The sequence below is a fragment of the Rhodoplanes sp. genome, assembly GCF_013377085.1.
GTDB lineage: Bacteria > Pseudomonadota > Alphaproteobacteria > Rhizobiales > Xanthobacteraceae > Rhodoplanes.
This window is the reverse complement of sequence record NZ_JACAAX010000015.1, coordinates 103,496-122,525: the sequence shown is the minus strand read 5'-3', so window position 1 is coordinate 122,525 and position 19,030 is coordinate 103,496. Positions and strand designations below refer to the sequence as shown.

Annotated in this window: 15 protein-coding genes; 7 read left to right on the top strand and 8 right to left on the bottom strand. The window is 67.2% G+C overall.

Annotation, left to right across the window (positions count from 1 at the left end):
- The first annotated feature begins 274 nt into the window (after nt 1-274).
- Complete coding sequence (locus HXX10_RS12980; RefSeq protein ID WP_296522724.1) at nt 275-2,464, top strand: SEC-C metal-binding domain-containing protein; 2,190 nt, start codon at nt 275-277, stop codon at nt 2,462-2,464.
- Between the two features lie 175 nt (nt 2,465-2,639).
- Here HXX10_RS12980 and HXX10_RS12975 read toward each other — a convergent pair whose 3' ends face one another.
- From HXX10_RS12975 to HXX10_RS12960, 4 genes are all read right to left on the bottom strand, one after another.
- Entirely contained in the window at nt 2,640-3,668 is a 1,029-nt protein-coding gene (locus HXX10_RS12975) for an NADPH:quinone oxidoreductase family protein (protein ID WP_296522722.1), read from the bottom strand.
- Between the two features lie 130 nt (nt 3,669-3,798).
- A complete protein-coding gene (locus tag HXX10_RS12970; protein ID WP_296522720.1) occupies nt 3,799-4,263 on the bottom strand; it encodes a response regulator in 465 nt (154 codons plus the stop codon).
- A 152-nt stretch (nt 4,264-4,415) separates the two neighbouring features.
- Nucleotides 4,416-5,066 (bottom strand): response regulator FixJ, encoded by a 651-nt coding sequence (gene fixJ / locus HXX10_RS12965; RefSeq protein ID WP_296522718.1) that lies wholly within the window; start codon nt 5,064-5,066, stop codon nt 4,416-4,418.
- Nucleotides 5,056-6,657: a PAS domain-containing sensor histidine kinase gene (locus tag HXX10_RS12960; protein ID WP_296522715.1), complete on the bottom strand. Its 1,602-nt coding sequence runs from the start codon at nt 6,655-6,657 to the stop codon at nt 5,056-5,058. The genes fixJ and HXX10_RS12960 overlap by 11 nt, the downstream gene beginning before the upstream one ends.
- A 128-nt stretch (nt 6,658-6,785) precedes the next feature.
- On the opposite strand from HXX10_RS12960, the gene HXX10_RS12955 reads away from it, so the two are divergent.
- The 6 genes from HXX10_RS12955 (at nt 6,786) to HXX10_RS12930 (ending at nt 11,126) form a co-directional block, all read left to right on the top strand.
- Nucleotides 6,786-7,466, top strand: a complete 681-nt coding sequence (locus HXX10_RS12955; RefSeq protein ID WP_296522728.1) for a helix-turn-helix domain-containing protein — start codon at nt 6,786-6,788, stop codon at nt 7,464-7,466.
- A gap of 46 nt (nt 7,467-7,512) precedes the next feature.
- Nucleotides 7,513-7,971 carry a phasin family protein gene (locus HXX10_RS12950; protein ID WP_296522713.1) on the top strand — a complete coding sequence of 153 codons (459 nt, stop codon included), beginning with the start codon at nt 7,513-7,515 and terminating at the stop codon, nt 7,969-7,971.
- A gap of 249 nt (nt 7,972-8,220) precedes the next feature.
- Nucleotides 8,221-8,781 carry an Hsp20/alpha crystallin family protein gene (locus HXX10_RS12945; RefSeq protein ID WP_296522695.1) on the top strand — a complete coding sequence of 187 codons (561 nt, stop codon included), beginning with the start codon at nt 8,221-8,223 and terminating at the stop codon, nt 8,779-8,781.
- Between the two features lie 135 nt (nt 8,782-8,916).
- On the top strand, nt 8,917-9,741 hold the full coding sequence (locus tag HXX10_RS12940) for a universal stress protein (protein WP_296522693.1): 825 nt from the start codon (nt 8,917-8,919) through the stop codon (nt 9,739-9,741).
- 52 nt (nt 9,742-9,793) lie between these two features.
- The gene (gene pncA / locus HXX10_RS12935; RefSeq protein ID WP_296522691.1) at nt 9,794-10,429 is read left to right on the top strand and encodes a bifunctional nicotinamidase/pyrazinamidase; all 636 of its coding nucleotides are present in this window, start codon (nt 9,794-9,796) and stop codon (nt 10,427-10,429) included.
- Nucleotides 10,430-10,484: 55 nt separating this feature from the next.
- Complete coding sequence (locus tag HXX10_RS12930; protein WP_296522689.1) at nt 10,485-11,126, top strand: phosphoribosyltransferase; 642 nt, start codon at nt 10,485-10,487, stop codon at nt 11,124-11,126.
- 152 nt (nt 11,127-11,278) lie between these two features.
- On the opposite strand, the gene HXX10_RS12925 is transcribed toward HXX10_RS12930, so the two are convergent.
- The 4 genes from HXX10_RS12925 to HXX10_RS12910 form a co-directional block, all read right to left on the bottom strand.
- On the bottom strand, nt 11,279-12,256 hold the full coding sequence (locus HXX10_RS12925; RefSeq protein WP_296522688.1) for a S1C family serine protease: 978 nt from the start codon (nt 12,254-12,256) through the stop codon (nt 11,279-11,281).
- A 159-nt stretch (nt 12,257-12,415) separates the two neighbouring features.
- Nucleotides 12,416-13,456 (bottom strand): hypothetical protein, encoded by a 1,041-nt coding sequence (locus HXX10_RS12920; protein WP_296522687.1) that lies wholly within the window; start codon nt 13,454-13,456, stop codon nt 12,416-12,418.
- Between the two features lie 5 nt (nt 13,457-13,461).
- Nucleotides 13,462-16,557 carry a transglycosylase domain-containing protein gene (locus HXX10_RS12915; RefSeq protein WP_296522685.1) on the bottom strand — a complete coding sequence of 1,032 codons (3,096 nt, stop codon included), beginning with the start codon at nt 16,555-16,557 and terminating at the stop codon, nt 13,462-13,464.
- A 320-nt stretch (nt 16,558-16,877) separates the two neighbouring features.
- On the bottom strand, nt 16,878-18,224 hold the full coding sequence (locus HXX10_RS12910; RefSeq protein ID WP_296522683.1) for a nicotinate phosphoribosyltransferase: 1,347 nt from the start codon (nt 18,222-18,224) through the stop codon (nt 16,878-16,880).
- Between the last annotated feature and the right edge of the window lie 806 nt (nt 18,225-19,030).

Below are 19,030 nucleotides of genomic sequence, written 5' to 3'. Positions count from 1 at the left end.
GGCGCCATCCTGGCCGCGACCGTCGCTTGGTGGCTCAATTGAGTCCCGACCCTAGTGGGGCAAATCTGACGCTTAGTACCCGGGGGCAGAACTCCGCTCCCGGGCATCGATGGGTCCGCATTTGACCCTGAGCAGACCTTCAGAATGTAGTATAGATGCCTCTACCGACGGACTGCAGGATTCGCTGTCAGCTTAAGGCGCGTTCGATAGGCGGCACCGTCTGATAAATTGACATTAGGCCTATCGGCGAGAAGCAACAGATGGCCATTAGCTCATGGATAGAGAGAATATAACTCCGCAGACCGCCCGCAACGAAACCGAAATATTTGATGAACTGCAAAGACTTTGCTGCTCACCGGGATACGCTCACGCAATTGCATACTTTTGTTGGCGCGATAATCTGATTCGTTATTCAGGAGACCTAATTACTGAAAAAGACATGCAGCACCTGTACTCTCACGATCGGTTATCAACAATTGAGATCTCAACGCTTGTAGGCCTGATGGCAAAGGGCAAGATCGACGTCGATATCCCTCAGCCTCAAGTCATTCAAACTTACATTTCTCAATCGGAAATACTTCTTTTCGAAATGCACATGAGCCTCCAGAAGCCGTGGGCGGCGGCATTTGAAGCAATGGTGCGTGATCCGCGCGAATCAACTCGAATTGACCCGTTCAGCACCGCAGAGGGCCTACGCGAACCCATTTTCTATGGTGGTGATTCAGCTTATCATTTTCAATACGAAGAACTGGCACAATCAAAATACAAAGCTGATAACGATTGGCTTGAACTGCATGTTGGCTTCACAATTGGTGAAGCCTGTCTAGTTGCCCAGGCGTTCGGCAAGTTGCACCTACAAAAATTTATCTACCTTCGCGAGTCAATGAAGGCACGGCCACCCGATCAATGGACCTTTCTGCCAGCGTTTTTGTTTGATACTCAAGAGTTACAGGCGCTAACAGGTATCGAGATTAAGAAGATTGAGCGAATCGTTTCCGCATTCTGCATTGATCCGGATACGGCAAACGCATCATTCTCAAGCCTAAGCGCTTTTAATGAGATCAATGCCGCTCCTATAATCAAGCTATCCGCCGGTCCATATTTATTATTTCAAATGTATAGCTTCCTTGAAGCCCTGTATGAAACGCCGTTCTTTTGGATGAATCGCGACAAATCATACAATGCAACTGCATCAAAGAATCGTGGCGCATTCGCCGAAAACTTCGTGGCAGACCGCTTATCTCGCGTCTTCGGTCCACAGCACGTATTTCGCAATGTCGATATCTACAAGGGAAAAGACCGCTTCACTGAGGCTGATGTCTTGGTTTTATACGGCGACCAAGCTCTTATTGTGCAGACTAAATCAAAACGACTGACAATCGAAGCGCGCAAAGGAAACGATCTTCAGTTGAAGGAAGATTTTAAGAAGGCAATTCATGAAGCATATGAGCAAGCTCTCTCGTGCTCAAAGAGCCTGTTAAGCAATGAATATAAACTTACGCTGCCGACAGGCGATGAAATCAATATTTCTAGAATACCTAGAAAAATATTTCCACTATGTATAGTGTCGGACCATTATCCTGCATTAGCTGCACAGGCTCGGCAGTTCCTCGAAATTCATGCTTCGGAAGCCATACAACCCCCTATAATTACTGATGTGTTTTTTATGGATGTTCTGACGGAGATACTAGAGTCACCATTGCATTTTTTCAACTATCTGGCATTAAGAGCTCGATTTGACAAGCAACTCATCGTGAATCAAGAGCTTACAATTTTAGGCTATCACCTTAAACATAATCTTTGGTTGGAAGACAATTATGACATGGTCAACCTCGGTGACGACTTTACTAGCTCTCTGGATATAGCCATGCATACTCGCAGGGCGGGAGTTCCCGGTGAGAGGACCCCAAAGGGTATTTTAACCCGCTTTGAGGGGTCGCCCATAGGGAGACTACTCTCCGAGATTGAGGCAAACGCTACACCCGAGCTCGTGGGCTTGGGGATGCTATTCCTGCAGTTCAGTTCCGACGCCGCGAAACATATCAATGCCGGTATCGACGGGCTGGTGCAGTCCGCAGCCAAAGACGGCAAACAACATGACCTTTCTGTGCGATCCGAGACGGACGAATCCGGTTTTACTCTTCATGTAAATTCGCTGCCCGAAGAGTTGGCACGAGAGCGCTTATCCATTCACTGTCGCTTGAGAAAATACGACACAAAATCAGACGTTTGGTACGGAATTCTACTCTCTCCCGGAAACGGCCGCATCAGAGGTGCCTTGGTTATCGAGCAAAAGTGGAGGGTTGATCCAAACATGGAAGAGGCTCTCAAAGCTTGGCCAAGAAAGCCTTCGGTTCCGCTCACTGCGTTGCTTCCGAGACGGCGAAAGCAAAAACTCGGACGAAACGAGCCTTGCCCTTGCGGGAGCGGAAAGAGATACAAGAAGTGCTGCTTAAACCAGTAACTGCCGCCTATGACGTGGTGCTAAAGATATGATATAATTGGATATTTATAAATATTTCTTAGAGTAGACTGCGATACGTTGAGATTCAACCTGACTACATTAAACAACAGCAGCTATTGGCATTCCTCTGCCGTCGGCCTTCGCGTCAGATCGCGGGCGAACGGGACCACAAGCGTCAGGTTCTATCCACTCGCTGACCCCCGTCCGCCGCAACCTGCAAAATCAGCTTGCCCGTGGTGCCGCGGTCGCGCAGGGCGGCCAGCGCGGCCGGCAAGGCGTCGAAGGCGTGCACGGCGCCGACATGCGGCCGGACGGCACCGCGCGCGGCGAGATCCGAGAGGCGAGCGGCGACCCGCGCCAACATCGGCCCGTCGTGCTCGGGACGGAAATAGACGCCGATCGCCGACAGGCGCCGCAGCAGCAGGCGGTTGGCCGGGATCTGCGGAATGGTGCCGCCGGCGAAGCCGGTGACGAGGAAGCGTCCGCCCCAGGCGAGCAGGCGTAAAAGATCCTTGGCGTCGCCACCGACCGCATCGACCAGCACGTCGACGCCGCGCCCGTCGGTCAGCGCCTTGACGGCGTCGGCGAGGTTCTCGCTCCGGTAGTCGATCGCGGCATCGGCGCCGTGGGCGCGGGCGAGCGCGCATTTGTCGGCGCCGCCGGCCGCCGCGATCACGAAGGCGCCGAGCGACCGGGCGACCTCGACGGCCGCGAGCCCGAAGCCGCCGGCCGCCGCCGTCACCAGCACGCGCTCGCCGGGCACCACCACGGTGCTCTCGGTCAGCGCCACCAGGGCCGTGGTGTAGACGACCGGCATCGCCGCCGCGGTGGCGGCGGCGACGCCGTCCGGCACCCGCATGGCGAGGTTTTGGCCCATCACGGCGTACTCGGCGAAAGCGCCGGCCTCCGCCTTGCCGGCGACGCGGGCGCCGACCTCGAAGGTGGCGCCGGGTCCGGCCGCGACCACCGTGCCGGCCATTTCCTGGCCCATCGTGAACGGCCGCTGCGGGCGCACCTGATAACGGTCGTCGACCATCAGCAGGTCGGCGAAGTTGAGCGCCGCCGCCTCGACCCGCACCAGCATCTCGTTCGGCCCGGGCTCCGGCCGTGGCACCTCGACGAGCGCGAGGGCGTCGAGCCCGGGCGCGAGCGAGCGCCAGGCCCGCATCGACGTCCGCATCGAAGCCGGCAGGGTCGATGGCATGATCAGATCCCCCGTGGTGCGAGCCGCGTGGCGCCGCACGATTTGGGGGCGACTGTGACGCAAAGCGCCGAGCGGTGGCAAGCGGCACGCCGATACCGCAGGGGTCGCGCCGCGGACGATCCTCGCGCCCTCACACCTTGCAGTGGCGGGACTGCGGATCCGTGCGGGCCATACCGGACAGGAGCGCGACGACGACGTTGACGACGCTGTCGCCGCGCAACGGCTGCTCGATCAGGGCGACGCCGGCGTCCTCCGCCTCGCGGCGCAGTCGCAGGCTCGGATCGGTGGTGAGCAGGATGGCAGGAAGGCGGTCCCGCTGCCGGCGCAGTTGCGCCACGAGATCGAGGCCCGACATGTCGGGAAGCCGCGCATCCGTCACCACGCAGGCGAGATCGGTCAGGTCGGAGGAGCCGAGCAGGTCCTCGCCCTTGGCGAAGGTCCTGACCGCGAAGCCCTCGACCCCGAGCGCGAAGCGCAACGCGTGGCGCAGCGCCGAATCGTCGTTGACGACGACGATGGTCGGGAGCGAAGGGTCGTCCTGGCTGTCTCGCGTCATGACGATGCGCCGCAGCTCCGCACTCGGCCGCACCGGCATCGGTGCTCCGGCCGCCGTCCGGCCGCCATGCCGACCCTCGGCCACCGTCATCCCGGTGACCCGCGTGCGGCGGCTCGCTGGTGAGAAGAGCGCAAAGGAGAGGCGGCGTCTTGACGCCGCTCAAAAAGCCGGCGGCAACCCCGGATCATCGCTCAACCGGCGACGTCGCCGGAGCCGGCCGGCTGCTCCGCGCCGGCGAACTCGGCCAGCATGGTCATGCGCACCAGCTCGGAGAGGCTGACGGCGCGCATCTTGGTCATCACATTGGCGCGGTAGATCTCGACGGTGCGCGGGCTGATGCCGAGATCCCAGGCGATGGTCTTGTTGGCCTTGCCGGCGACCAGCCCCTCCAGCACCTCGCGCTCGCGCCGCGACAGCGCGGCGATGCGCTGCTGCAGCTCGCGCTGTGTCGCCTCGCGCTCGGCCACGCTCTCGGCGGCAGCGAGCGCGGTGCGCACCGAGGCGAGCAGCACCTCGTCGTCGAACGGCTTCTCCAAAAAATCGATCGCACCGTTCTTCATCGCCTCGACGGCCATCGGCACGTCGGCATGGCCCGTGATGACGATCACGGGCAGGCGCACATGCATGGCCCGCAATCGCTTGAGGAGGTCGACGCCGCTCACCTCCGGCATCTTCACGTCGGTGACGATGCAGCCGGAGGCGACGTCGGGCAGCGCGTTGAGGAAGGCGAGCGCCGTCTCGTAGGTGCAGGTCTTGTGGCCGGCGGCGCGCAGCAGGAAGTCGAGCGACCGGCGGACGGATTCGTCGTCGTCGATGACATGAATGACCGGGTCAGCCGACATCGCCCAGCTCCTCGCCCACCACGGCCGGCAGTGTAAACCGGAACGACGCGCCGCCGCCAGGGCAGGGATCCGCCCAGATGCGACCGTCGTGGCCCTCGACGATGGTGCGCGAGATCGAGAGCCCGATGCCCATGCCGTAGATCTTGGTGGTGGCGAAGGGCTGGAAGAGCTGGCCGGCGATCTCGGGCGCGATGCCCGAGCCGGTGTCCGTCACCTCGACCAGGACGGTGCGGTCGGGCCCCGGCGAGGTCGCCACCGTGAGGACGCGCTGCGGCGACGTCTCCATCGCCTCGATGGCGTTGCGCATCAGGTTGAGCATCACCTGCTGGATCTGGACCTTGTCGACGAACACGCGGTCGGCCGCCGGATCGAGCCGCAGCCGCACCCGCACGCCGATCTCCTTGGCACCGACCAGCGCCAGCGCGCTGGCCTCCTCGATCAGGGTCTTGAGGTTCTCGACCCGCTTCTCGGCCTCGCGGTTGGCGACGAAGTCGCGCAGCCGGCGGATGATCTGGCCGGCCCGCAGCGACTGCTCGACGGCGGCGTCGACCGCCTCGCGCACCATCGCGAGATTGTCCTCGCCGGGCTGCGCCAGCAGGCGGCGCGAGCCGGCGAGATAATTGGCGATGGCGGAGAGCGGCTGGTTGAGCTCGTGGGCGAGCGCCGACGCCATCTCGCCCATGGCGGTGAGCCGCGACACATGCACGAGCTCCGACTGCAGGCGCTGCAGCCGCGCCTCGGTCTCCTGCCGCTCGGTGAGGTCGCGCACGAAGCCGGTGAAGAACCGCCGGCCGTGCGACCGCATCTCGCCGACCGTCAGGGCGATCGGGAAGGTCGAACCGTCCTTGCGCTCGCCGACCACCATCCGACCGACCCCGATGATGTGCCGCTCGCCGGTGCGCCGATAGCGGTCGACATGGGCGCCGTGGGCGTCGCTGTATGGCGGCGGCATCAGCACGCTCAGATTCTTGCCCGTCACCTCGCCGGCCGCGTAGCCGAACAGCCGCTCCGCCGCGGAGCTGAACAGCTCGATGGTGCCGTGCTCGTCGGCAATGATCACGGCGTCCGGCACGTTGGCCAGGATCGATTGCAGATGTGCCTCGCGCGCCATCTGGCCGCGGGTGCGCGACGCCGCCTCGTCGCGGGCGAGGCGCAGGCGCTCGCCGAACACCGCCATGCCGAGGCCGATCAGTCCGAAGGCGGCGGCCGTCACCAGGGCCGGGCCGGCCGGGCCGAGCGGAACGCTGAACGGCAGCACGTGCAACAGCAGCGCGAGAAGGGTGGCGGCGAGCCCCGGTCCGAGGCCGCCGAGCGCGCCGGCGACCAGGACGGGCGGCACCATGAAGACCAGATCGGCCTGCTCGGCGGTGAGCCACCTGACCGCCAGATGCAGCATGTAGGCGAGCAGCGTCAGGATGATGGCCGCCGCATACCAGATCGTCCGGTCGCCCGCGCCGTGACCCGGCTCCGCCGCCGGCGAGTCGTCGGGCCCGGCGCCGCCCGGATGCGAACCGTCCAGGCGGAAGCCGTCCGGCGCTCGCCCCTCCGCGCCGGGTGCCGGCTCCTCCGCTACCCGCTCGATCTGCGCCATCGCCCGCTTCCGGACCGTCCGCCTCCGGGAGAGCCCTTAGGGACACTACCCGAATTTCTCCTTGTCGTCCGCTTGCCTAGGTTCCTACCAGCCGCACCCCGCTCCTTGAAGGAGTCCGCGCCGTGCTGATGCAGAACGCGCAGACCCTGAGCGCAAACCACCCGGCGAAACCGCTGGATCGGTGGGCTGCGGACCCGAGCGGCGACGGCGACGGCACCTTCGACCTGCTCGGGGTACGGATGGGCTACACCCGGAACGCCGAAATCTTCGGCGAGGGCGAGCCGACCTCCTACGTCTACAAGGTGGTGTCGGGCGCGGCGCGGACCTACAAGGTCCTCAACGACGGCCGTCGCCAGATCAGCGCCTTCTATCTGCCCGGCGAGGTGTTCGGCCTCGAAGCCGCGGACCTCCATCACTGCTCGGCCGAGGCCGTCACCCGCTCGGTCTTCCTGGTGGTCAAGCGCAGCGCCCTGGTGTCGCTCGCCGACGCCGACCACGGCATGGCGCATCTCCTGTGGGCCCTGACGGCGCACGAGCTGCAGCGGGTGCAGACCCACATGCTGGTGCTGATCCGCAGCGCCCAGGAACGGGTCGCCTGCTTCCTCCTGGAGATGGCGGAGCGGATGGGTGTCGTCGACGAGATCGAGTTGCCGATGTCGCGTCAGGACATCGCCGACTATCTCGGGCTGACCATCGAGACGATCTCGCGCACCCTGACCCAGCTCGAGAGCACGGGGGCCATCGCGGTTCCGACCTGCCGCCGCATCGTGTTGCGCGACCGCAGGACGTTGAAGCGCCTGCATGCCTGAACCGCCCCTCGGCGGGAACCGAGGGCTTGGTCTCGAGGAGGATGCCATGTCAGCAGTGTCTCCGTGCGAGCCCGTCGTCAGCGACAAGACCGAGCTGCCGCCGCTCGAGCTTCCGTCCGGCTTCCGCATCGTCGCGGTCGACGGCCTGGAGCAGATGAAGGAAGGCTACGAGCAGATCGCCGAAAGCACCGAGGAGGCCGAGGACGTGCTCGAGCAGAGCTACGCCGGAGCCGTGCACGGCAGCACCGAGCTCGGCATGAAGATGTTCGCGGCCGTGCAGGCGAACATCAATGCCGGCTTCGACTTCGCGGCCGAGATGGCGGAGGCGAAATCGCTGCCCGACGTCATCGAGCTGTCGACCCGCTTCGCCGCTCGCCGGATCGAGGCCGCGGCCGCCCAGAGCAAGGAGCTGTGGTCGTGCAGCCAGAAGCTGATGAGCGAGGCGGCAAAGCCGCTCGCCGCCAGCTTCTCGGCGAGCGTCGACAAGGCCGGCTCGACGATCTGACGGGCCTCGCGCGACGCTCCCTCGCCGCGCACCAGTCACGGCCCGACCTGCGCCGGGGCGATCGCCCCCGGCGGGGTTTCAAGTGTTTATTTTATTTCCAATCAATGCGTTGACGACTCCGCTCGACGCCGGAATTGACCCCCGTCAATACCCCGCGGAGGCACCGGCCTATCCTGATGGCGTAGCCTCGCCACAGGTCGGCGAGGCCTGAAAGGAGAATTCCGAGACGATTCGAAAAGGAGACACGTCATGGCCGAAGCCGAGAGAGTGCCGCAGGCGCCTGTCCCGCAGGCCGTTGCGGAGACACGGCCCGAGTCGCGCGTGACGCGCGAGTGGGAGCCGTTCGAGACGCTGCATCGCCAGATGGACCGCCTGTTCGAGGATTTCGGACGCGGCTGGGGACTGGGCGGGCCGCTCGGCAGTGCTTTCTTCGCCATGCGGCCTATGCTGCTGGGCGACGAAGCCGGCGCCCGCAAGCCCGCCGTCGACCTGATCGAGAAGGACAAGGCGTTCGAGATCGTGGCCGAGCTGCCCGGCATCGCGCCGGCGGACCTGGAGGTGAAGCTCGCCAACGGCATCCTGACGCTCAAGGGCGAGAAGAAGGAGGAGCGCGAGGAGACCCGCAAGGGCTATCACGTCGCCGAGCGCCGCTTCGGGTCGTTCCAGCGCTCGTTCCAGCTCCCCGACGGGATCCAGGAGGACGCCATCGCGGCGACCTTCGCGAACGGTGTGCTGACCGTCACGCTGCCCAAGGCGGCGGAGCCGCCCAAGGCCGAGAAGACCATCTCGATCACGCCCAAGGAGGCGTGAGGGTTCCCAGAGAGACGTGAGAAGTGGGGCGCGTGAGAGGTCGGTCGCTGACCGAGCAGGCCGAGGCGCCGGGCGGACCGGCGTGGGGGACAGGGGGATACCGGGCGCGCCGCCGAACGAGGCGAGGAGCGAGCCATGTCCTATGCGACCGTAATGGTTCATGTCGGCGTCGACGAGGCCTCGGACGCCCGCGTGCGTCTGGCAAGCGGCCTCGGCGAGCGTTTTCACGCCACCCTGATCGGGATCACCGGCTGGGGTCCGCGGCCGCCCTTCGCGGCCGAGGGCCTCGTCGTCGACGTCGGCCCGACCGAGGAGGAGAAGGCGGCCATGATGGAGGAACTCGGCCGCCTCGGCGCCCGGTTCCGCACCGAGGTCGGAGCCACCAACCGGCCGGTCGAGTGGCGTGCCGCCCTCGACTTCCCGGTCGAGGTTTTGGCCCGCGCGGCGCGCGCCGCCGACCTGATCGTGATCGGCGGCGGACAGCAACCCGACGACGTGTTCCGGTCCGTCGATCCCGGCACCGTCATCCTGCGGGCCGGACGTCCCGTGCTGGTGGTGCCGGACACTGTCGATACATTGGTGCCGAACCGCATCATGATCGCCTGGAAGGACACCCGCGAGGCGCGGCGCGCCCTCGTCGACGCCCTGCCGTTCCTGCACGAGGCCGACCGTATCATGGCCGTCGAGGTCTGCCCGGCGGGCGCCGAGCCGGCGGCCCAGGAGGATCTCGATGATCTCGCCCGCTACCTGGCACGGCACCGGATCGCCATGGCGGCGGGCATCACGGTGCACGGCAACGGCACGGCGACCGACGAGCTGATCCGCATCGCCCGCGAGGAACGGATCGACCTGATCGTCGCCGGCGGCTACGGCCACAGCCGGCTGGGTGAATGGATGTTCGGCGGCGTCACCCGCGGACTGCTCGGCCACAGCCCGGTCTGTTGCCTGCTGTCGCATTGATCCATAATTGCGGGGGCGCGTGCCGGCCGGCAGCGCCCCTGCGAGGTGCGAGATGGGACCTGGGTTCGACGCTGTGATCGGCGATCGTGATGTTTTGCTGGTGGTCGACGTCCAGAACGACTTCTGCCCCGGCGGCGCCCTGCCGGTCGCCGACGGCGATGCCGTCGTGCCGGTGGTGATGCGGCTCGCCGAAAAATTCCGCCATGTGGTGCTGACCCAGGACTGGCATCCGCCGGCGCATCGCTCGTTCGCCTCGTCGCATGCCGGAAAGCTGCCTTTCGACCAGGTCGCGCTCGACTACGGGCCGCAGATCCTGTGGCCGGACCATTGCGTGCAGGAGACCGCGGGCGCCGCCTTCCCTCCAGGGCTGATGATCCCCCATGCCGCGCTGATGCTGCGCAAGGGCTTCCGCCGCGAGATCGACTCCTACTCGGCCTTCTACGAGAACGACCACCGCACCCCGACCGGGCTCGGCGGCTATCTGCGCGAACGCGGTTTTGCGCGGGTGGTCGTGGTCGGCCTCGCCTTCGATTTCTGCGTCCGCTACTCGGCCGAGGACGCACGCCTGGCAGGCTTCGACGTGGTCGTGGTCGAGGAGGGATGCCGCGGCATCGACGTCGACGGCTCGGTTGCCGCCACCCGCTCGGCGCTCACCGAGCGCGGCGTCCGGCTGATCGACACGCTTTAGGCCGCAGCGCCTCCCTCCCCGGGGCGCGGCCCGCGGCGAACCGAAGGAGGACGCGGTGTTCACCGATCGCAGCGATGCCGGCCGGCGCCTCGCCGTCGCGTTGCGCGGCTGCACGGCGGCACGGCCCGTGGTTCTGGCGCTGCCGCGCGGCGGCGTCCCGGTGGCGGCCGAGATCGCGGCGGCGCTCGACGCCCCGCTGGACCTGGTGATCGCCCGCAAGATCGGCCTGCCGCAACAGCCCGAGCTCGCCATGGGGGCCGTGGTCGACGGCGACAGCCCGATCGTCCTGCGCAACGAGGACGTGATCGCCGAGTGCGGCATCGACGATGCGACCTTCGCGACCGCCTGCGCGGCCGAGCTGATCGAGATCGAGCGGCGGCGGAGCCGCTATCTGCGCGACCGCCCGCGCATCGACGTGCGCGGACGCGCCACCATCGTGGTCGACGACGGGCTCGCCACCGGCGCGACGGCGCGCGCGGCGCTCCGGGCGGTGCGGCGGCGGCATCCCGCCCGGCTGGTGCTGGCCGTTCCGGTCGGCGCACGCGGCACGCTGCGCGAGATGCGCGACGAGGTGGACGCCATCGTCTGCCTCGAGCGGCCCGCCGTGTTCTCGGCGATCGGGGCGTTCTACGACGATTTCCGCCAAGTCGACGATGCCGAGGTGATCGCCATTCTGGACCGCTTCCCGGCCGTTTGACGCCCTCATGTCAACGGCACCGACTTCTCGACTTGTCATTCGCGGGCTCGACCCGCGAATCCATCCTGGAAAAACTGTTGTTTCAAGGAGATGGACCGCCGGATCAAGTCCGGCGGTGACGACCGACGGGTCGGTGTCCGTTGCTTTTGGTATCAGTGCAGGCGCGGCGTGCGCAGGAACCGCATGCGGTCGCCCGAGGCGGCGCGCAAGGCGAGCATGCGGCCGTCCCGCATCACCGTGACGGGCACCTCGACGCCGGCCGGCCCGAGCGACCAGATGCGGCGGAACAGCTCGGCGAGCGTCGTCACGGGCGCGTCGGCGACGGTGAGGAGTTCGTCGCCGGGCCGCAGATCGGCGCGCTGGGCCGGGCTGCCGCTCGCCACCCCGACCACCACCAGCTTGTCGTCCAGCTCGGTCGCATAGACGCCGAGCCAGGGGCGCGGCGGCCGGTTCGGCCGGCCCTGAGTGAGGAGATCGCCGAGCACCGGCGACAAGAGGTCGGTCGGCACGATCATGTTGACGTGAAACACAGTGTCGGGGTCGCGGCGCTGCTCGAGATGGAGCGAGCCGATGCCGACCAGCTCGCCGGCCGCGTTGATCAGCGCCGTGCCGCCCCAGCTCGGGTGGGCCGGCGCCGTGAAGATCGCGTCGTCGAGCAGATACTCCCAGTAGCCGGCGAACTCCTGGCGGGCGACAATGCGGGCCGAAACGGCGCGCTGCCGCCCGCCGGCGGCGGCCAGGACCGCATGCTCGCCGACCAGAAGATCGGACGAGCGGCCGAGCGGCAGCGCCGGCAGGTCGAGCCGGGCGAGCGCCTGCACCAGGCCGAAGCCGGTCTCGTGATCGAAGGCGAGCGCGTGCCCCGGCACGACGCGGCCGTCCGCCGTGCGCAGCCACACGGTCTCCGCCTCGGTGATCAGGTAGCCGATGGTGAGGACGATGCCGCTCTCGCGGATGACGACGCCGTGGCCGGCCCGCTCGGTGCCGAGCGTCTCGGCCGTGGTGGCGTCGGCCGGCACCTCGGCGCGCAGGCCGACGACCGCGCTCAGCGCGCGCTCGAGGTCGAACTTGTAGCCTTCCGCCTTCGGCTGGGCGGCCGGCGGAATCTTCCAATCGCCGGAGGACGGCATCGGCATCTCCCCGGTGCGGCGCGCGACCGCACGCGGCGCGCGCCGAGGGTCGACGGAGCGCGCACCGAGCCTGATTTAGAGATGAAGCGGCGCAAGGACAACAAGCCTGCGTCCTGGCTCCACGATCGGACGAGGGCAGGCCTCGGGACGAGGAACGCGTCAGCGGGCGCTCAAGGCGGCGGCGATCGCCTCGATACGGTTGCGCGAGTAGCTCGGCAGCCCGGCGCTGATCGACGTGCCGGTGTTGAACGAGCTGTTGCCGGCCAGCACTTGGGCCGGAACCATGTTGCGCAGCACCGGGACGCCCTCGAGCTCCTTGCGCTTCTCGAACAGGTCGCTCTCGACCGCGAGCGCCACGAAGGTGCTGGCGATGGTGCGGCCGGGGTCGACCGGGCTCGGCTGCACCACCGCGAGCACCTTGCCGAACTGCATGATCTGGTTGACGTGCACGATTGTCTGCTCGAGCGCCGCGGCGACCGGGGTGTCGACGCCGGTCAGCTTGGCGAATGCCGCCTGATCGATCTCGGCCGGCGGCACGATGCGCAGCTCACTCTGGAACTCGATGTGGTCGGCGACCTGCTTGCCGCTGTCGCGCAGCTTGTTGAGCAGCATGATGGCGGCCGGCAGCTTGCCCTCGAACTGGTAGCGTGACTGGATGCAGATCACCGTGGTGGCGTTCTCGCACCAGCGGCGGGTCGGGTTGTGGCCGGAGAGCTTGGCGTCCTTGTTGGGGATCACGTCGTTCGGCCCGATCAGGCGATGCTTGATGGCCGGGTCCATCTTCTCCAGCGTCGCCAGCGTGGCGAAGCGGGCGAGATCGAGGCTCGCGGCCGGCCGGGCCAGCTCGAAGCGGGCGTCGGCGACATACATGTGCAGCTTGCGCTTCTGGGTCTTGGCGACACCGTTCACCGTGGTGGTGACGCTCGGCTCCTCGTAGCCCGGATAGAGGGCGAGGAGCTGCTTCTGCAGCGGCCGCGCATGAGCCCAGTCGGAAAACCGGATCAGCCCGGTCTTCGGGTCGGCGAGATCGTCGGTGCGGTGGTCCGCGAAGGCGATGGTGCCGGGCGGAAGCGAGCCCGGCGCCACCTTGGTGATGTCGGCGACGTCCTGGATGCGGAAGTCGGCCGCCGCGGCCGGCACCGCCGCGACGAGGACGGCGGCCAGAACTGCCGCCGCAGGGACAAGTCGCGTCAACCTCATGGGGATCACCAGTACCGGTCGCGTTCCGCGTAAGGATATTGCGGGTCGACCCGCTGGGCAGGATAGCCCTCGCGGCCGGGGTCGCGATAGCGGGGATCGCTCCCGAACGGCCGTCCGAGCTGGCCGAACAGGCCGCCGGGGGATTGCGGCGGCGGCCGCACGCCCTGTCCGTAATAGGGCGACTGGCCCTGATAGGTGGGCGGCTGCCGCTGCTGGTGGGGGGTCTGGTAGCCGAACGGGAAGCCCTGGAACGGGCTCTGAGCGACGCCGCCCGAACCGTAGGTGCCGGAGCCGTAGGGATAGTTGCCGGTGCCGTAGCCGAACAGCTCGCCGTCGTTCGGATCGCGGTAGGCCTGGGTGGCGACCTCGCTGGCCGAGACCATGTCGTACTGGGTGTCGGCGAGCTGACCCGAGCGGTCGAGCCGGAAATACTCGGTGAAGGCGCCGGGCACCCGCTCGGACAGGCGGTTGCCGCTGCGCAGGTCGATCGGCAGGGCGATGAGCTGCCGCTGCGCCTGCGGCGAGGGCGGCGCCAGCGGCACCTTCTTGAAGGCCGTGCCCCACACCGTGTCGATGATCGAGGTGAAGATCGGCACCGCGACCGAGCCGCCGGTCTGCCCGCCGCCGAGCGTGCGGCGCTTGCCGTCGGCATTGTCGTAGCCGACCCACACGGCGATGGTGACGTCGTTGGAGAAGCCGACGAACCAGGCGTCGTTCTCGTCGTCGCTGGTGCCGGTCTTGCCGGCCACATAGGGCGACATGCTGGAGATCGCCCGCGCGGTGCCGCGCGCCAGCACGCCCTGCATCATGCTGCGGAGCTGCACGAAGGCGACGCGGTCACCGCCGGCGAGCGCGCGAGACTCGCCGGTGTGGCGGAACACCACCTTGCCCTGCTCCTCGACCGATTCGACCGCGTAGGGGGCGGGCCGCATGCCCTCGCTGGCGATCGCCGCATAGAAGGCGGCGAGGTCGATCAGCCGCACCGGCTGCGCCCCGAGCACGAACGGATAGTAGCCGACGCAGTCGCGGTAGACCTGCGCCTCCAGCGCCAGCTCGCACACCTTGCCGAGGCTCTGGGTCGGATCGGACGAAATGCCGCCGTCGAGGAGCTGCGCCGTCACCAGGTTCTTCGAGTATTCGAGGCCGAGCCGCAGGGTCAGGATGCCGGACGAGCCGCCCTCGTAGTTCTTCGGCGTCCAGTAGTCGCGGTCGCGCGCCGACGCGCTGTTGCCGACCGGCGGCAGGGTGATCGGCTCGTCGCGCACCAGCGTGTTGGGCTGCAGGCCCTTGTGCAGGGCGGCCAGATAGGTGAACGGCTTGAACGCCGAGCCGGGCTGGCGCGCCGTCTGGGTGGTGCGGTTGATCTGGCTCAGCGGATAGGAGAAGCCGCCCGTCATCGCGAGGATGCGGCCAGTCTTGTTCTCCAGCACCAGGGCGGCCCCCTGCACGATCGGCCGGATGCGGAGATCGGCGCGGGCGCCCTTGTTGCCGTCGCTCGCCTTCACATAGACGACGTCGTAGAGCGCCAGCGTCCGACGGATCGGGGCCGTGGCGCCGGAGAGCGCCAGCACGCGTCCGTCGGCGAGGCCGACCTTGATCGTGTCCGAGCCCTTCTGGATCACCACGGCGGGCGTCCAGTGAACGTCGTAGAGCGGCATCCGGGCGGCCTTCAAGGCCTCCTGCCAGGGCGCCGCGGGCGGCGCCGGGGCGACGACCGGAGGAGCAGCCTTGCTCTTCGCGGCGCGGCCGGCGGACCCGGGCTGTGCGACGGGTTGCGGCGCCGCGGCGGGCGGGGCGGCTTGCGGCGCCCCCGAGGCCGCCTGCAGCTTCTGGATGGCGACGGCGAGGTTCAGCTCCGGGCCGAAGAACTGGGCCCGCCCGGTGTTCGCCTCGTAACGCGACAGGCCTTCCTGGAGCGCGGCCTCGGTCGCCTTCTGCAGGTCCGGATTGATGGTCGAGCGCACCGTCGAGGACGCCACCGTCAGCGGCGCCACGCCGGGGAGCGAGCGCGCCTCGCGGGCGATGTGGTCGAGCACGTGGAAGCCGCTGGTGCGGGTCAGCCGCTCATAGGCCGCATATTTGACGCCGCCGGCGCGGGCGGCGGTCGCCTGCTCGGGCGTGATGGTGCCGTCCTCCTGCAGCCTCGTGAGCACATAGGAGAGGCGCTCTTGCGCCCGCTCGGGATGGCGGTCTGGGCTGTAGTAGCTCGGCCCCTTGGTGAGGCCGGCGAGCGCGGCGCCTTCGGCCAGCGTCAGCGCCGAGGCCGGCTTGCCGAACCAGCTCCGCGCGGCCAGCTCGATGCCCCACGAGCCGCGGCCGAGGAAGATCGAGTTGAGATAGAGCTCGAGGATCTCGGGCTTGGTCAGCGTCTGCTCGAGCCGCGCCGCGACGATCATCTCGCGCACCTTGCGCTCGTAGGTGAGGTCGTCGCCGACCAAAAGGTTCTTCACCACCTGCTGCGTGATGGTCGAGCCGCCCTGCGGCCGGCCGGGCCGGGCGAGGTTGCCGACCATGGCGCGGATCAGGCCGCGCTCGTCGATGCCCTTGTGCTGATAGAAGCGCTTGTCCTCGGCGGCCACGAAGGCCTTCTGGACGTGCTCGGGAATCTCGGCGAGCGGCACCCAGACACGGCGGTTGTCCGGCTCGAACACCTCGGCGAAACGGCCGCCCTTGGCGTCCAGCACGGTCGAGGTGCCGGACGGCCTGAAGCCCTTGAGCTTGCGGGGGTCGGGCAGGTCGGCGACGGCCTTGTTGTACCAGTCGATCACGGCGCCGATGTCGGCAGGCGAATTGGTCACGTCCTCGTTCTTGCAGAGCTGGCGGTAGAGCGGCGGCAGCGCGGCGAAGTCGAGGCCCTTGAACGCCTTGATCTCGCCCGTGAAGGCCTGCGGATCCTCCAGCGCCGTCGAGATCAGCCCGTCGATGTCGATCGACTCGATGTCGAAGGCCTTGCGCATGTGGGCGCAGCCGTCGCGCAGGATCTGCACGACCGCGGCCTGGTCGCCGGTCCGGTCGAACTCGGTCCTGATCGTCTCCGGCCGGATCGCGACCTGGCTGAGGGCCAGGAACGCCGCGAGGATCTTTACCAGGATCACATCCATGCCACCGGCCACGGTTTCCGCCCCGCGAGGCTGCGGGCGCACATATAGGCGACTTACAACGGCGATTTTGCGGTGGCGTTCCGACGCCCGCGAGCAAAATTGCGGCACCGGAACGGCCGTACGCGCCCTCCCCGGCGCGCCCGTGGCGGCCGGCGTTCCCCAGTCGGCAACGTTAACGTACGCCCGTTAAGAGAGACTTGCGGGCGCGGTCGTTCCGGGGAGCGGCGAAGCCGGGAATCCGGAATCCAACCCAACCCATCATGTTTCCGGCGCTGGAGTCCGGGCCCGGCGCTGTCGCGCCGTCCATACATGACGAGCCCCTACCCGTGCGCGGCGATGCGGCGGTCGACCTCGGCCGTCAGGGCCGTCAGCGCCTCGCCGATCGCCACCGGGTAGGCGCCCGGCGTCGACACGTCGCGAAGCGCGGCCGGCAGCGCCGCGAGTCCGGCGGCGGCGCGGGCGCGGATCTCGGCCAGGCTCGGGTCGTGCCGCACCCCGACTCCGTCGCGCATCACCGGGGCCAGCAGGGTCTCGCCCTCCTGCCGGTCGCCGACGAGCGAGATGACGTCACCGGCCAGCGTGCCGTCGGCGGCGTGGCGGCGCCACACCTGCTTGCGGCCCGGAAAGGTCTGCTTGTCGGCCGAGCGCTTGCGCCGCCCCACGCCGTCGTATTCCTGAAGCTTGTAGACGATGTCGAGCACGGGCTGGTCCTGCGAGGTGGTCAGCGCGGTGCCGACCCCGTAGCCGGCGATCGGCGCGCCGGCCTTGACGATCGCCGCGATCGACTCCTCGTCGAGCCCGCCGCTGACGAACACCTTCACGTCCCGGCAGCCGCCTTCGTCGAGCACCTGCCGCACGCCGCGGGACAGCGCGACGAGATCGCCCGAGTCGATGCGCACCGATTGAATCGTGATGCCGTCGCGCGCCAGCTTCGGCGCCAGGGCGACGACCTTTTTGGCCGCCGCGACCGGATCGTAGGTGTCGATCAGCAGCGTCAGATTGTCGGGCCGGGCACGGGCGAAGCTCTCGAAGGCGGCGATCTCGTCCTCGTGCGCCTGCACGTAGGAATGCGCCATGGTGCCGTAGATCGGGATGCCCCACAGCATCTCGGCCAGCACCGTGGCGGTGCCGGCGAAGCCGGCGACATAGCTGGCGCGCGCCGCCATCAGCCCGGCCTCGGCCCCGTGGGCGCGGCGGAAGCCGAAATCGACCAGAACCTTGCCGGGCGCGGCCAGCATCACCCGGGCCGCCTTGGTGGCGATCAGGCTCTGGAACTGCATCAGGTTGATGAGCCGCGATTCGAGGAGCTGGGCGAGCGGCAGCGGCGCCACGACCCGCAGGATCGGCTCGTTGGGAAAGAACACCGTGCCTTCCGGCATGGCGTCGACGTCGCCGGTGAAGCGCAGGTCCGCCAGGTAGTCGAGCATTTTTGCGTCGAACCGGCCGGTGCGCTCGAGATAGGCGAGCTCGTCGGGCGCGAAGCGAAAGCCCTCCAGCCAGGCCACCACCTGCTCCAGGCCCGCCGCCATCATGAAGGAGCGGCCCGGCGGCAACCGGCGCACGAACAGCTCGAACGCTGCCGTGCCGCTCAAGCCGTTCGCCAGATAGGCCTGCATCATGTTGAGCTGATAGAGGTCCGTCAGCAGCGGACTGTCGCCGATGTTCATGTCGCGTCCGTGGATTTTTGGGGCCGGCCCCGCCGGCGCGCCCTGGCTGGCGGTGTAGCACGGCGGGGGCGGAGCGGGGAGCGACGGATGAATGCGGCCCCGGACGCAACCGCGGAACCGACTGCCATTGTCGCTTTGTGGAATTTTCGCTGCGTGAAGGAGGTTCGCCCTTCACGCGCGGCACGAGCGAGCGAGACCTCGGCTTCAGGCGACCGGGACGCGACCATCGGCAGGACGGCCGAGCCTTCTCGGATTTCGGCATTGATATCCGGGTGCTCGCACGCGACCGGCCGTGGGCGTCGGCGCGAGCTTGAACGTGCCCCCGTTCCACGCGCATTGCGCTTGCTGATCATTTCGCCATATTGTCGGGTGGCTCCATGCGATCTGACTCTAGAACAGAATGAAGAGGGTCGAATGATACGCACGCTCCCGTTTTCGGCTGCCATCGTCTTCGCTCTGCTCGTGCCGGTGTACGGACAAACGCCAGCCCCCAACACAGTGCCGAGCGCAGCGACAACGGCGAACCCAGAGCTTCAAAAGCAGCTTGCGCCCAAGAGTGCGGCTGCGCGGAGACAAAAACGAGCCGACTGCAACGCGCAAGCCGATCAGCAGAAGCTGCACTTCGCGAAGCGACAGCGCTTCGTTCGGAATTGTATCAAGCAGTGACCCGTCGGCTGGACGGCGCTCCGGAGTGTGGCGCGAGCCGAACAGAAGGACGACGAACCGGTGGCGCCTGATCCACGCTGTGCGGCGCGAGGACAGCCGGCGGGTGGTTGCGCTCGGCTCATGGCTGGACGACCGACCGG

Coding starts and splice junctions, on each gene's coding strand:
- HXX10_RS12980 (WP_296522724.1), top strand. CDS start 275: ATGGATAGAGAGAATATAACTCCGCAGACCGCCCGCAACGAAACCGAA.
- HXX10_RS12975 (WP_296522722.1), bottom strand. CDS start 3,668: ATGCCATCGACCCTGCCGGCTTCGATGCGGACGTCGATGCGGGCCTGG.
- HXX10_RS12970 (WP_296522720.1), bottom strand. CDS start 4,263: ATGCCGGTGCGGCCGAGTGCGGAGCTGCGGCGCATCGTCATGACGCGA.
- fixJ (WP_296522718.1), bottom strand. CDS start 5,066: ATGTCGGCTGACCCGGTCATTCATGTCATCGACGACGACGAATCCGTC.
- HXX10_RS12960 (WP_296522715.1), bottom strand. CDS start 6,657: ATGGCGCAGATCGAGCGGGTAGCGGAGGAGCCGGCACCCGGCGCGGAG.
- HXX10_RS12955 (WP_296522728.1), top strand. CDS start 6,786: ATGCAGAACGCGCAGACCCTGAGCGCAAACCACCCGGCGAAACCGCTG.
- HXX10_RS12950 (WP_296522713.1), top strand. CDS start 7,513: ATGTCAGCAGTGTCTCCGTGCGAGCCCGTCGTCAGCGACAAGACCGAG.
- HXX10_RS12945 (WP_296522695.1), top strand. CDS start 8,221: ATGGCCGAAGCCGAGAGAGTGCCGCAGGCGCCTGTCCCGCAGGCCGTT.
- HXX10_RS12940 (WP_296522693.1), top strand. CDS start 8,917: ATGTCCTATGCGACCGTAATGGTTCATGTCGGCGTCGACGAGGCCTCG.
- pncA (WP_296522691.1), top strand. CDS start 9,794: ATGGGACCTGGGTTCGACGCTGTGATCGGCGATCGTGATGTTTTGCTG.
- HXX10_RS12925 (WP_296522688.1), bottom strand. CDS start 12,256: ATGCCGTCCTCCGGCGATTGGAAGATTCCGCCGGCCGCCCAGCCGAAG.
- HXX10_RS12920 (WP_296522687.1), bottom strand. CDS start 13,456: ATGAGGTTGACGCGACTTGTCCCTGCGGCGGCAGTTCTGGCCGCCGTC.
- HXX10_RS12915 (WP_296522685.1), bottom strand. CDS start 16,557: ATGGATGTGATCCTGGTAAAGATCCTCGCGGCGTTCCTGGCCCTCAGC.
- HXX10_RS12910 (WP_296522683.1), bottom strand. CDS start 18,224: ATGAACATCGGCGACAGTCCGCTGCTGACGGACCTCTATCAGCTCAAC.